This is a genomic window from Pseudomonas sp. BN607, from assembly GCF_029871175.1.
In the GTDB taxonomy this organism is placed as follows: Bacteria; Pseudomonadota; Gammaproteobacteria; order Pseudomonadales; family Pseudomonadaceae; genus Aquipseudomonas.
In genome coordinates, this window is record NZ_SSOE01000065.1 from 72,858 (window position 1) to 86,406 (window position 13,549).

Below are 13,549 nucleotides of genomic sequence, written 5' to 3' on the forward strand. Positions count from 1 at the left end.
TTTTTAACTGATTGATATTAAAGGAATTAATTTAAGACGAAGATCGGCGTCGGGGTTTTCAGGCTATTTGACTAACTTGACAAGATGAAAATCTGGTCGAGATTTCTAAGCACATTCCGCGTGCGAACTCCGGTCATCGAATCAGCCTGATGAGCGAAAAATAGAAGAAAAACTGGAGAAGGGCCTATGCAACAGAGCAGATCGGAAGTGGTCGAGCAAGATGGCCTGTACGAGCTGTCCGAGGGCAGCGATGTTCTCGACAGCCCGCGCTACAACCACGATATAGCACCGACCAAAGTACACCAGCGCACCTGGAACAAATGGCACATCACCGCCCTGTGGGTGGGCATGTCCATCTGCGTACCCACCTACACCCTCGGCGGCGTGCTCACCGCCTACTTCGGCCTCAGCGTTGGCGAAGCGCTGCTGGCGATCCTGCTGGCCAACGTCATCGTACTTATCCCGCTTACCCTCAACGCCTTCCCCGGCACCCAGTACGGCATCCCGTTCCCGGTGCTGCTGCGTTCGTCGTTCGGCATTCTGGGCTCCAACGTACCGTGCCTGATCCGCGCGGTGGTGGCCTGTGGTTGGTTCGGTATCCAGACCATGTTCGGCGGGCTGGCCATTCACCTGTTCCTTGGTTCGGTGTTTGACGGTTGGAAGGCGCTGGGCGGGACAGGTGAGGTGATTGGCTTCATGATCTTCTGGTGCCTGAACCTGTGGGTGGTGCTGCGCGGCGCCGAGTCGATCAAGTGGCTGGAAACGCTGTCGGCACCGCTGCTGGTGGCAGTGGGCGTCGGTCTGCTGTTCTGGGCCTTGCCGCACATGTCGATGACCGAGCTACTGGCCCAGCCACCCAAACGCCCGGAAGGCGCCAGTGTGGTCAGCTACTTCTGTGCCGGGCTCACGGCCATGGTCGGCTTCTGGGCCACGTTGTCGCTGAACATTCCCGATTTCAGCCGTTACGCCCGCAGCCAGAAGGACCAGATTCTCGGGCAGATCTTCGGCCTGCCGCTGACCATGTTCCTGTTCGCCTCGCTGGGCGTGGTGTTGACTGCGGCCTCGGCGTCGCTGGTGGGCGAGACGGTGTCCGACCCGGTGAGCCTGATCGGCAAGATCCACAGCCCGTTCTGGGTAGCGTTGGCCATGGCGTTGATCGTGATTGCCACGCTGTCGACCAACACTGCGGCGAATATCGTGTCGCCGACCAATGACTTCCAGAACATCGCCCCACGCCTGATCGGGCGCAGCCGTGCGGTATGGCTGACCGGCTTTATCGGCCTGGCGCTCATGGGGCATGAGCTGCTGAAGAAGCTGGGCTGGATCGTCTCTGACCTGAGCCTGGAGAGCGTGTATTCCAATTGGTTGCTGGGCTACTCCAGCCTGCTCGGGCCGATAGCCGGAATCATGGTGGTGGACTACTTCCTGGTCCGCCGTCAGCAGCTGGACCTGGCCGGGCTGTATCGCGACGACGTGTATCCAGCGTGGAACTGGCCCGGTTTTGCCGCCTTCGCAGTGCCGGTGGGCCTGACGGTGATGGCGATTGGCAACAGCAGTTTCAGCTGGTTCTACGACTACGGCTGGTTTACCGGCTCGCTGCTGGGCGGCGCACTGTACTACGTCTTCGCCGGTTTGGCTGTGGGGGCGGGTTCACCCGCGAGGAAGCCTGCACCGACCACCAAAAAAGCCTGAAGGAGAAGCCCGTGACCCCAGTCAAAGAGATCCTGAAGACCACTAGCCGGCACGTCGACAGCAACCGCTTGTGGCAATCGCTGATGGACCTGGCCCGCCTCGGAGCCACCGCCAAGGGCGGCGTCTGCCGCCTGGCACTGACCGATCTCGACCGGCAGGCCCGCGACCTGTTCGTGCAATGGTGCGAGGCTGCCGGCTGCACGGTCAGCATTGACGCCGTCGGCAACATCTTCGCCCGCCGCCCCGGGCGCAACCCCAAGTTGCCGCCGGTCATGACCGGGAGCCATATCGACACCCAGCCCACCGGGGGCAAGTTCGATGGCTGCTTTGGGGTGATGGCCGGGCTGGAGGTGATCCGCACCCTCAATGACCTGGGCGTGGAAACCGAAGCACCGTTGGAAGTGGTGGTGTGGACCAACGAAGAGGGCTCGCGCTTTGCCCCGTGCATGATGGGGTCGGGGGTGTTCGCTGGCAAGTTCACCCTGGAAGACACCCTGGCCAAGCGCGATGCCCAGGGCGTCAGTGTTGGCGAAGCGCTGAACGCCATCGGTTACGCCGGCTCGCGCGCTGTGCTCGGCCACCCGGTGGGGGCGTATTTCGAAGCGCATATCGAGCAAGGGCCAATTCTTGAGGACCAGGCCAAGACCATCGGGGTGGTCCTTGGCGCCCTGGGTCAGAAGTGGTTCGACCTGACCTTGCGCGGCGTCGAAGCCCATGCCGGCCCAACGCCCATGCACCTGCGCAAGGACGCCCTGGTGGGCGCCGCCGCCGTGGTGGAGGCGGTCAACCGCACCGCCCTCGGCCACCAGCCGCACGCCTGCGGCACGGTGGGTTGCCTGCAGGCCTACCCCGGTTCGCGCAATGTGATCCCGGGTGAGGTGCGCATGACCCTGGACTTCCGTCACCTGGAAGGCGAACAGTTGAATGCGATGATTGCCGACGTGCGCACGGTGATCGAAGCGACCTGTGCCAAGCATGGCCTCAGCCACGAACTGGTGCCCACGGCCGACTTCCCGGCGTTGTACTTCGACAAGGGTTGTGTCGATGCGGTGCGTGAATCGGCCAAGGCGCTGGGTTTGCCGCACATGGACATTGTCAGTGGGGCCGGGCATGACGCCATCTTCCTGGCCGAGCTTGGGCCGGCGGGGATGATTTTCGTCCCGTGCGAGAACGGCATCAGCCACAACGAGATCGAGAACGCCACACCTGATGACCTGGCGGCTGGCTGCGCAGTGTTGCTACGGGCGATGTTGGCGGCGTCGGAGGCAATTGCCAGCGGGCGACTGGCGGCCTAAGCACTGGCCTCAAGATGGCCGTTACGGCCAAGGTGGTAGCGCTGCAGGTCCTGCGCCAAGGTCAGCTGCCCGCTGTAATGGGCGAGGGCCTCGACGCGCACGTTGTCAATGTGCGGGCTGCGCCGTGGGTCGTTCTGGTAGCGGGCGCTGAAATGCGTCAGTACCAGGTTGCGCACGCCAGCGGCCTCGGCAAAGCGTGCCACCTCAGCGGCCGTGCTGTGGCCGAACGTGCCCCCGGTGCGTTCGACCACCGCCTGGGTGAAGGTGGCTTCGTGCACCAGTACATCCGCCCCCCTGGCGACCGCTGCCAGCAGTTCTGGTTGGTCGTTGTCCCCGCACACGATTACCCGCCGTGGCGGGCGCGAAGGCCGCAGGTAGTCGTTGCCGTTCAGCAACTGCCCGTTGTAACTGACGGTCAACCCCTTGGCCAGCCCGCCCCACAGCGGGCCACGGGGTACGCCCTCGGTTTCCAGACGCTGGATGTCCAGGCGTGGCTCAGGGTTGATTTCGGTGAATACGAAACCCACGCTGGGCACCCGGTGCGACAGTTGCACGGTGGTCACCTGCAGGGTCTCGCTGCGCCATTCGCTCAACGCTTCCACGGGCAACAGGCGTAGCTCGAACGGCAGGAAGGTGTCGCTGGCAAGCAGGCCCTGCCGTACCCAGTCGTGCAGTGCGGCGGGCAGGATCACTTCCAGCGGCTGGGTGCGCCCGCTCATGCCCGCGCTGGCCAGCAGGCCGGGCAGGCCGAAGCAATGGTCACCATGCACGTGGGTGATGAAGATCGCGCGCAGGTCGCGGATCGAAAGCGGGGTGTGTAGCAGCCGGTGCTGGGTACCTTCGCCACAATCGACCAGATACCAGTGGCTGCCACTCGCTTCGATCACGGCCGTGGCGCTGACATTGCGTGCCTTGGTGGGCACCCCGGCGGAGGTGCCGAGGAACAGCAGGTCCATACTCAGGCTCCTGTTTCAGGCCAGAAGCGACCGAGATGATAGGGGCGGCACACCTTAGCCGGATTGCCGCCCGCCGTCGATGGCCTGCTAGTCAGCCTGTCGCCAGATGAGCTTGCTGGTGTCATAACCTTGCTCGCGGGCGATGGTCAGCAGCTGCTCGCGCTGCTGGTCCGTGACCGCAGGCGTGCGCGAGAGCAGCCACAGGTATTCGCGGTTGGGGTGGCCGACCAGCGCCACACGGTAGTCCTTGTCGTGGTACAGCACCCAGTACTCGCCTTTGGTCAGGCCCGGTGCCAGGCGGCTGAACCAGTTGTCGAAACGCACCCACAGCTTGTCAGTGCTGCCTGGTTGCTGGGCCTCGGCGATGCCTTTGGCTTCATTCCACTGGCCGTCCTTTTCCTGGCAGCGGTTGGTTACATCGATACGGCCGTCCTCGCGCAAGCCGTAGCGTGCCTCGGACTTCACACAGTTACGTTGGAAGAACATCGGCAGTCGCGCCAGTTCATACCAAGTGCCCTGGTAGCGTTGCAAGTCGACCTGCTGGGTGCGCGGCGGTGCCGGGTGATCGTTGCCGGCGCAGCCGAGCAGGGCCAGGGTCATGCAGGAAAGCAGCAGTGTGGTGCGCAGCGCCATGAGAGACCTCCTTGGAGCGGATGGGGCTTACCTGGGGTTTGATGCGCGCGTGGCGCAAAAGTTGTATGGGAGTGGGGCATGTCTTTACATTGCATTATGGCTGCGGGCGGCGCTCGATCTCACAAACGACATCCCCCTGAAGCCATGCACCTCCAAACTGATGCACCCTCGCGCCAAACAGAGCACCTCACAGCCAGTACGTCACCGCCCACCACCCCAACCCGCCCATCACCACGGTATAGGGCAGGGCCATCCACACCATCCGCCCATACGACAGCCGGATCAGCGGCGCGATTGCCGAGGTCAGCAGGAACAGGAATGCCGCCTGCCCATTCGGCGTCGCCACGCTGGGCAAGTTGGTGCCGGTGTTGATTGCCACTGCCAGCGTCTCGAAGTGCTCGCGGCTCATGCCGCCGTTGAGAAACGCTTGCTTCACTTCGGTGATGTAGATGGTGGCAACGAACACATTGTCGCTGATCGCCGACAGCAAGCCGTTGGCCAGGTACAGCATGCCTGGTTGCTGTTCGGCCGGTAGCGTCAGTACCCAGCTGATCAACGGGCTGAACAGTTGCTGCTGGTGGATCACCGCGACCACGGCGAAGAACACCACCAGCAACGAGGTGAACGGCATGGCGTCCTGGAAGGCCCGGCCCAGCCGGTGCTCATCGGTGATACCGGTAAACGCCGTGATCAGCACGATCACCATCAGGCCGATCAGGCCAACCTCGGCCACATGCAGCCCCAGGCACACGATCAGGATCAACGCAGCGACCCCCTGGACCCACAGCGCCAGACGCTGGGCCTGGGTGCGTGCGGCATCATCCTCGGCGGCATAGGCAGCCAGTACCTGGCGCACTGTCTCAGGCATCAGCGTGCCGTAGCCAAACAGGCGCAGCTTCTCCAGCAACACGCAGGTCAGCAGGCCGGCACCCAGCACCGGTATGGACACGGGCGCCACCTTGAGGAAAAAGTCAGCGAAGTGCCAGCCCATCTCGTGGCCGATCAGCAGGTTCTGCGGCTCGCCCACCAGCGTGCAAACGCCACCCAGGGCAGTACCCACTGCGCCGTGCATCAGCAAGCTGCGCAGGAACGCGCGGAACTGGTTCAGGTCATCACGGTGCAACTGCGCCACTTGCTGGTCGCTGTCCAGTGCGCTGTCTTCACGTGGGTTGGCACCGGATGCCACGCGATGGTAGACCGCGTAAAAGCCGACCGCGGCGCTGATGATCACGGCCGTGACGGTCAGCGCATCGAGAAACGCCGAAAGAAACGCCGACAGTACGCAGAACAGTAGCGACAGCATGGCTTTCGAACGCACACCCAGCAGAATGCGCGAGAACAGGAACAGCAGCAGCTCCTTCATGAAATGGATACCGGCGACCATGAACATCAGTAGCAGGATTACCGGGAAGTTGTGCAGCAACTCCTCGTACAGCGCCTGCGGCGTGGTCATCTGCAACAGCAGCGCTTCAATCAGCAACAGGCCACCGGGCATCAGCGGGTAGCACTTCAGCGCCATGCCCAGGGTGAAGATGAACTCGAGCACCAACGCCCAGCCGGCTGCAACCGGGCCTACGGTTACCAGCAGCAGTGGGTTCAGCAGCAGGAACAGGCAGATGACCGCCTTGTACCAAAGCGGCGACTGGCCCAGAAAACCGTGGGCGAGGGTGCCGGTCAGTGAGCGTGACATGAATATGTATCCTTATAATTCGGCGATGGCGCACGGTGCCGGATCGGCGCGCCTTAGGCAAGGCGTGCAGTCCCGTTTTTGGCACAAGTGCGGCCATTGGGCTGGGTTACCATCCGCGTCATGAATTCTTCACCCACAGGAGTGCCGCCCGTGACCGAGTACAGCGCATTCAAGGTCGAACTGACCGACAATATCGCCCACGTTCAGATCAACCGCCCGGAGAAGGTCAATGCGATGAACGCGGCTTTCTGGGAAGAGATCGTTGCTATCTTTCGCTGGATCGATGAAACCGATGCTGTTCGGGTGGTGGTGATCAGCGGCGCTGGCAAGCACTTCTCCGCCGGTATCGATCTGATGATGCTGGCTTCGCTGGCCGGGCAAATGGGCAAGGACGTAGGGCGCAATGCGCGCTTCCTGCGCAGCACCATCCAGCGCCTGCAGGCCTCATTCACCGCTGTGGACAAATGCCGCAAACCCGTACTGGCGGCCGTGCAGGGCTACTGCATCGGGGGCGCCATCGACCTCATCTCGGCGTGCGACATGCGCTACTGCAGCGGTGATGTGCAGTTCTCGATCAAGGAAATCGACATGGGCATGGCCGCGGATGTCGGCACACTGCAACGTTTGCCACGTATCATCGGCGACGGCATGATGCGTGAGCTGGCGTTCACCGGGCGCAACGTTGCGGCCGATGAGGCCCTGCGCATCGGCCTGGTCAACCGGGTCTATGATGATCAGGCCGCGCTGATGGACGGAGTCTTTGCCATCGCCCGCGAGATTGCCGCAAAATCGCCGATCGCCGTGGCCGGCACCAAGGAAATGCTCAGCTACATGCGTGACCATCGCATCGACGATGGCCTGGACTACATCGCCACCTGGAACGCCGCGATGCTGCAGTCCGAAGACCTGCGCGTGGCTGTGGCGGCGCACATGAGCAAACAGAAACCGACGTTCGCCGACTGATCGGGCCGGGGGACGCGCAGTAAAGGAACCCCCGACATGTCAGCACGCTGGACTACCGCAGTACTCGACCCGCAGATTTCCGGGGGGCTGGCCGTGGCGCGCAGCCCGGAAGGTTTTTTGCTGGACGCCAATGGCGCGCTGTTCCCCCGCGACTGGCTCAAGCGCCAGGACCTCGACGTATTGTGCGAGCACGGCATCGGCCACTTCGACGGCCAGCCGGTGTTCCTGTTGGAGCTGCGCAGTGCCAGCGACGTGCCCGGCTGCAGCTGGCGGGGGTTGCGTGCGTTCATGCTGGAAGGCGACTCCGATCTCTACAAAGTGCTGGGCTATGCCGCGCAGATCGGCACCTGGGCCCGCGAGCATCGTTTCTGCGGCAGCTGCGGCCAGGCGATGACGCAAATTCACTGGGAGCGGGCGATGTATTGCCAGCCCTGCGACCTGCGTAGCTATCCGCGCATTTCACCCAGCATGATCGTGCTGGTGACCCGCGGTGATGAAATCCTGCTGGCGCGTTCGCCACGCTTCGTCACCGGCGTGTACAGCACCCTGGCAGGTTTTGCCGAGCCGGGTGAGTCGGCCGAAGACTGCCTGGTGCGCGAAGTGCGGGAAGAGGTGGCGGTAGAGGTGCAGAACATCCAGTACGTCGGCAGCCAGTGCTGGCCGTTCCCGCATTCGATGATGTTGGGGTTCCATGCCGAGTATGCCGGGGGCGAGATAGTCATGCAGCCGGACGAGATCGAGGACGCCCAGTGGTTCAACGTCCACGACCTGCCCCCGCTGCCGGCCGGGCGGTCCATTGCCCGCTACCTGATCGACTTGTACGTTGCGCGGCGGCTAGGCTGTGCTATTCCGGCTTTCCCGTCCTGACTGCAGTCAGCAATGTTCTCCGACTAGGCGCAGGGCTTTGGCAATGCTCATTCCATTGCCAAAGCCCCTCAGGCCTGCCCGAACCAGTGCTGCCACGCTAAGCGCACCGTCAACGCCAGCACCACGGTGATGAACACCGGGCGGATGAATTTGCTGCCGCCGCTGATCGCCGTGCGTGCACCAAAAAAGGCGCCGACCATCACCGACAGGCCCATGCACAGGCCGACGATGTAGTCCACCTGCCCGGAAATGATGAACACCGTCAGCGCCGCGATGTTGCTGACGAAGTTCATGCTGCGCGCCACGCCGCTGGCGCGGACCAGGTCGATGGGGTACAGCAGCAGGGTACTGACCGTCCAGAAGGCCCCGGTACCTGGGCCCGCCACGCCGTCGTAGAAGCCCAGGGTGAAGCCTTGCGGCACTTGCCACTTTTTCTTGATGGGCGCATCGGCATCCAGCGGCGCCTTGGGCGTGCCGCCGAACAGCAGGTAGATGCCACAGGCGAAGACGATCACCGGCAGCATCTTGTTCAGCCATTCGGCAGGCATGTAGTGGGCGATGACCGCACCGAGCAATGCCCCGGTCAAGGTGGCGAACAACGCCGGGCGCCACTGCGCCGGGTGAAACAGTTTGCGTTTGTAGTACGTGAAACCTGCAGTGGCCGACCCGAAGGTGGAACTGAGCTTGTTGGTGCCCAGTACCAGGTGCGGTGGCATGCCGGCGGTGAGCAGGGCCGGGGTGGTGAGCAGGCCGCCGCCACCGGCGATGGCATCGATGAAACCGGCGACGAAGGCCACCAGGGCCAGGATCAGCAGGGTGAGGGGTTCTACGGTGAGTTCGAAGGGCATGGGGTCTTGGCAGGCAGGGAAGGCAAAGGGGCGGCAAATGGCCGCGCTAGAAGGGTGACATGGTAATCCTGGGGGCGGTGCGTTGCCAGTGCTGGCCCTTTTGCGGGTAAACCCGCTCCTACAAATATGGCGGAATCCTGTAGGAGCGGGTTTACCCGCGAAAGGGACGGTAGAGGCTATCGCATCAGCTACGGATAAACGCCAGCAGATCCGCGTTGATCACATCGGCATGGGTAGTCGGCATGCCGTGCGGGTAGCCTTTGTAGGTTTTCAGGGTGCCATTGGGCAGCAGCTTCGCCGACAGCACCCCGGAGTTTTCATACGGCACGATCTGGTCATCGTCGCCATGCATCACCAGTACTGGCTGGTTTATGCCCTTGAGGTCTTCGGTGAAATCGGTCTGGGAAAACGCCACGATGCCATCGTAATGGGCCTTGGCGCTGCCGATCATGCCCTGGCGCCACCAGTTGGCGATGATGCCTTCGCTGGCTTTGGCACCGGGGCGGTTGTAGCCGTAGAACGGGCCGGCCGGTACGTCCCGGTAAAACTGCGCGCGGTTGCTGGCGACCTGGGCCTGGAAGTCGTCGAACACCGACTTGGGCAGGCCGCCAGGGTTAGCGGGCGTTTGCACCATCAGGGGTGGTACGGCGGCGATCAGCACCGCTTTGGCCACCTTGTCCTGAGGGTACCGGGCCATGTAGCGAACCACCTCACCACCACCGGTGGAGTGGCCGACATGCACGGCGCCCTGGGTGCCCAGGTGGGCAACCACAGCTGCCACGTCGTCGGCGTAGTGGTCCATGTCGTGGCCATCCCATACTTGGCTGGAACGGCCATGGCCACGGCGGTCATGGGCTACCACGCGATAGCCCTGGGCGAGAAAGAACAGCATCTGGGCGTCCCAGTCATCTGCGCTCAGCGGCCAGCCATGGTGGAAATGAATGACCGGCGCGTCGCGGGAGCCCCAGTCCTTGTAGAAAATCTGCACGCCATCCTTCGTGGTTACGTGACTCATGATCGTGTCTCCTGTCTGCAGGAACCGAAGGGAGCTATTGAGAATAGGGGAGATTTCGGCGCAGCAAGTGCCGGTGGTCTTCAGAGCGTGTCACGCATTCTGTACCAGGCCTTGGCGGCGGCTTCCAGCGGTGCTGCGAGCAGGTCCCCGCCGGGGAAACGACCGTTGTCGATGCCTTGGTACAGCGCCAACAGGTCGTCGTCACCGAGAATGGCATCACTGACCGCTCGTGCCGCGGCCAGGGTCGGCAGTACGCCGTGGCCGGAGAAACCCTGCAGCCAATAGCGCTGCCCTTCGTGGCCGACGTCAGGGGTGCGCCGGAGGCTGCAATCGATATGGCCGCCCCAGGCATAGTCAATGGCGACTCCGGCCAGTTGCGGGAACACCCGCTCCAGGTAAGGGCGGGTGGCGCTGGCGACGTCCTTGGGAATGCCGCCCAGGTAAGTGCAGCCACCGCCGAACAGCAGGCGGTGGTCTGGGGTGAGGCGGAAGTAGTCGGGTACGAACTGGTTGTCGATCACGCAACTGTTGCGAGGTAGCAACGAATGGGCGAAGTCGGCGTCCAGAGGCGCGGTGGCCACCTGGTAGGAACCGACCGGCAACAGGCGCCGCGACAGGTCACGGTCGAGGTGGTCGATGTAGGCGTTGCAGGCCAGCACCAAGACTTGGCAGCGCACTTCGCCGTTGTCCGTCCGGGCGATATAGCCGTTGCCGGCTTGTTGATAGCTGAGTACCTGGCTCTGTTCGTAGATGTGCCCACCACCGGCTTCGAGGGTGCGGGCCAGGCCTTGGGCCAGCTTGAGGGGGTTGAGGTGGGCGCCTTTGCCGTCATACAGCGCAGCTTGGTAACGGGGGCTGTCGATCCATTCCGGCAGCTCGTCGCGGCCGATCAGGCGCAGGGCGTCGTAGCCCCATTTGTGTTCGGCGTCGTGCAGGGCTTCTTCAAGCATTTTCACCCGGCGCGGCAGCACGGCGGTCCATAGGCTGCCCAGCCGATAATCGATATCAAAGCCGTGGCGTTGGGGCAGTTCGCGCAGTTCGTCGGCCGCCCAGCACATGCTTGCCCACAGCCGTTGGGTGCGTTCCACGCCCAGGGCCTTTTCCAGTGGCGGCATGTCGCAAGACCAGCCGAGCAGGGCCTGGCCGCCATTGCGCCCAGAGGCAGCCCAGGCCACGCGGCTGGCTTCCAGCACTGTCACGCGCTTACCGGCCTGGGTCAGGCGCAGGGCCGTGTGCAGGCCGCTGAAGCCGGCGCCGATGATCAGCACGTCGGTGTCATGGCTGCCTTGCAGGGTAGGGCGTAACGGGATGTTGGCGGGGTAAGTCTGGGCGTAGTAGCTGGCGACGTGCTGGGCGGACTGTTTGAACATGCAGAAGCCTCGTGAAAATTATTGTGATTATTTTCATGAAAACTTAGCAGGTAAATTTCATGGTGCCAATGTGTCGTGCGGGGCTTGTGGTTTTCCCCATTGAGGTGTGCTGTCTGTACCGGCTTGTTCGCGGATTACCTTCACTACAACGGCTAGGTTGTTGCTTTTTTCCGAGGCTGGCGGGGTTTGCTGGCGGTAGTCTTGCCTCCAGCCGCTTTACTCTTGCCACCACCGCGACGCTTTTTCTTCCAGGGCGGCGCTGCCCCGGCTGCCGGCCCGCTGATGGTCATGCGCAGCCCGCTGCAGCGTTCCACCAGCTTGCCCATCCACGCCGATTGCCGGGCGACGAACTCTTCGAGGGTCATCTCGCCACTCTGCACCATGTCCAGTGCCTGCTCCCAGATCGCCGTGGTGCCAGGGTCTGCGATGGCGCGGGGCACGGCGTCGATCAGGCTGAAGGCCGCAGGCGTGGCCGCGAGCGCTTTGCCGTTCTTCACCAGGTAGCCGCGGTCGAGCAGGCCCTGGATGATGCTGGCGCGGGTGGCTTCGGTGCCGATGCCGGTGGTTTCTTTCAGCTTCTGCTTCAGGCGCGGGTCCTCCACCAGCTTGGCCACGTTTTTCATCGCCTTGATCAGGTCGCCCTCAGTGAACGGCTTGGGCGGCTGGGTCCACAGGTCTTTCAATTGCAGCCCTTGCACGGTGCAGTCCTGGCCTTCGCGCAGCACTGGCAACACTTGAGCCGGCGGTGCTTCACGACCCTTGGTGGGGGTCAGTGCCTCGGGCAGGGCGCGGCGCCAACCCGGCTCGACGATCTGTTTGCCGACGGCGCGCAGGGCATGCCCGGCACAGTCGAAGTCGGCCTGGGTGCGGTCGTACTCGTGGTTGGGCAGGAATTGCGCCAGGTAGCGGGCGCGGATCAGGGTATACACAGCCTTGTGCTTGCCCGACAGGCGCGACGGGTCGCTGGCAGCGGCAGTGGGGATGATGCCGTGGTGGGCACTGACCTTGGCGTCGTTCCAGGCCCGCGAGCGGCGCTGGGGCTCCAGGAACGGCTGCAGCGGCGCCAGGCTGGTGTCGGCACGCTGCAATGCTGCGAGAATGGCTGGCGCCTCGGCATGCTGGCTTTGCGGCAGGTAACCGCAGTCGCTGCGCGGGTAGGTGATCAGCTTGTGGGTCTCGTACAGCGCTTGGGCGATGTCGAGGGTTTCCTGGGCGCCGAGGCCGAATTTTTTCGAGCACAGCTCTTGCAGGGTGCCAAGGTCGAAGGGCAGCGGTGCGGCCTCGCGCACGCGCTCGGTGGCGACCTTTACCGCCCGGGCAGTGCCGGCCTGGCCGATATCCGCGGCGGCTTTTTGCGCCAGCTCCTGCTTCAGGCAGCGGCCCTGGTCATCGCAGGCGTCTTCGGGGGCGCGCCATTGGGCGTTGAAGCGCTGGCCGGCGTGCTCCAGCTGCACGTCGATGGCCCAGAACGGCACCGGCACAAAGTCGGCGATGCTGCGGTCGCGGTCGACCACCAGGCGCAAGGTAGGCGTTTGCACCCGGCCCACCGGTAGCACGCCCTGGTAGCCGGACTGGCGGCCAAGCAGGGTGAACAGCCGGCTCATGTTCATGCCGATCAGCCAGTCGGCGCGCGAGCGGCCCAGCGCCGAGTGGTACAGGTTGAACGTTTCGTGGCCGGGCAGCAGGCGCGCCAGGGCCTTGCGGATGGAGGCGTCGTCCAGTGCCGATAGCCACAGGCGCTGCACCGGGCCACGGTAGCGGCAGTGCTCGACCAGTTCGCGGGCGATCATTTCGCCTTCGCGGTCGGCGTCGGTAGCGATCACCAGCTCCCGGGCTTCGCCGAGCAGGCGCTTGACCGCCTTGAACTGGCTGGCGGTCTTGGGCTTGACCAGCATCTTCCATTTTTCCGGGATGATCGGCAGGTCGGCCAGGTTCCAGCGCTTGTAGCGTTCGTCGTAGCTGTCGGGCGGGGCGGTTTCCAGCAGGTGGCCTATGCACCAGGTGACGCAGACGTCGGTGCCTTGCCAGCAGCCGTCGCCCTTGCGGCTGGCGCCGAGCACTTTGGCGATGTCTTTTGCCTGGGAGGGTTTTTCGCAGAGGAACAGGCGCATGGCCGGGACGCTTTATCGGGGTGGTGGGCCATAGAATGCGCAAGCGGGGGCGCAGAGGCAAGTTTTATCTGGATGGATGTACAGGTTTTTGTCAGGGGAAATGTCTTTA

General features: G+C 63.6%; 11 protein-coding genes. 4 read left to right on the forward strand and 7 right to left on the reverse strand.

The window, feature by feature from the left end; genetic code table 11:
- The first annotated feature begins 186 nt into the window (after positions 1–186).
- Both E8E68_RS22015 and E8E68_RS22020 read left to right on the forward strand, forming a co-directional pair.
- Positions 187–1,692, forward strand: coding sequence for an NCS1 family nucleobase:cation symporter-1 (locus tag E8E68_RS22015; protein ID WP_280344706.1), 1,506 nt, complete (start codon positions 187–189; stop codon positions 1,690–1,692).
- A gap of 11 nt (positions 1,693–1,703) precedes the next feature.
- Complete coding sequence (locus E8E68_RS22020; RefSeq protein ID WP_266030437.1) at positions 1,704–2,987, forward strand: Zn-dependent hydrolase; 1,284 nt, start codon at positions 1,704–1,706, stop codon at positions 2,985–2,987.
- On the opposite strand, the gene E8E68_RS22025 is transcribed toward E8E68_RS22020, so the two are convergent.
- The 3 genes from E8E68_RS22025 to nhaB form a co-directional block, all read right to left on the reverse strand.
- Entirely contained in the window at positions 2,984–3,943 is a 960-nt protein-coding gene (locus tag E8E68_RS22025) for a ribonuclease Z (protein WP_280344709.1), read from the reverse strand. The two genes, E8E68_RS22020 and E8E68_RS22025, sit on opposite strands and share 4 nt — an antisense overlap.
- An 87-nt stretch (positions 3,944–4,030) precedes the next feature.
- Entirely contained in the window at positions 4,031–4,576 is a 546-nt protein-coding gene (locus E8E68_RS22030) for a lipocalin family protein (RefSeq protein WP_266030433.1), read from the reverse strand.
- 187 nt (positions 4,577–4,763) lie between these two features.
- Positions 4,764–6,266, reverse strand: coding sequence for a sodium/proton antiporter NhaB (nhaB, locus tag E8E68_RS22035; RefSeq protein ID WP_266030431.1), 1,503 nt, complete (start codon positions 6,264–6,266; stop codon positions 4,764–4,766).
- Between the two features lie 150 nt (positions 6,267–6,416).
- Between nhaB and E8E68_RS22040 the strand changes: the two genes are divergently transcribed.
- Both E8E68_RS22040 and nudC read left to right on the forward strand, forming a co-directional pair.
- Complete coding sequence (locus E8E68_RS22040; protein ID WP_110744635.1) at positions 6,417–7,229, forward strand: crotonase/enoyl-CoA hydratase family protein; 813 nt, start codon at positions 6,417–6,419, stop codon at positions 7,227–7,229.
- Between the two features lie 36 nt (positions 7,230–7,265).
- The gene (gene nudC, locus E8E68_RS22045) at positions 7,266–8,096 is read left to right on the forward strand and encodes an NAD(+) diphosphatase (RefSeq protein WP_266030428.1); all 831 of its coding nucleotides are present in this window, start codon (positions 7,266–7,268) and stop codon (positions 8,094–8,096) included.
- A gap of 68 nt (positions 8,097–8,164) precedes the next feature.
- Here nudC and E8E68_RS22050 read toward each other — a convergent pair whose 3' ends face one another.
- The 4 genes from E8E68_RS22050 to E8E68_RS22065 all read right to left on the reverse strand — a co-directional run bounded on the left by E8E68_RS22050 (position 8,165) and on the right by E8E68_RS22065 (position 13,440).
- Positions 8,165–8,944, reverse strand: coding sequence for a TSUP family transporter (locus E8E68_RS22050; RefSeq protein ID WP_003251244.1), 780 nt, complete (start codon positions 8,942–8,944; stop codon positions 8,165–8,167).
- A 184-nt stretch (positions 8,945–9,128) separates the two neighbouring features.
- The gene (locus E8E68_RS22055; protein ID WP_266030426.1) at positions 9,129–9,959 is read right to left on the reverse strand and encodes an alpha/beta hydrolase; all 831 of its coding nucleotides are present in this window, start codon (positions 9,957–9,959) and stop codon (positions 9,129–9,131) included.
- A gap of 80 nt (positions 9,960–10,039) precedes the next feature.
- On the reverse strand, positions 10,040–11,329 hold the full coding sequence (locus E8E68_RS22060; RefSeq protein WP_280344718.1) for an FAD-binding oxidoreductase: 1,290 nt from the start codon (positions 11,327–11,329) through the stop codon (positions 10,040–10,042).
- A 152-nt stretch (positions 11,330–11,481) separates the two neighbouring features.
- Positions 11,482–13,440, reverse strand: a complete 1,959-nt coding sequence (locus tag E8E68_RS22065) for a DNA topoisomerase III (RefSeq protein ID WP_266030424.1) — start codon at positions 13,438–13,440, stop codon at positions 11,482–11,484.
- Between the last annotated feature and the right edge of the window lie 109 nt (positions 13,441–13,549).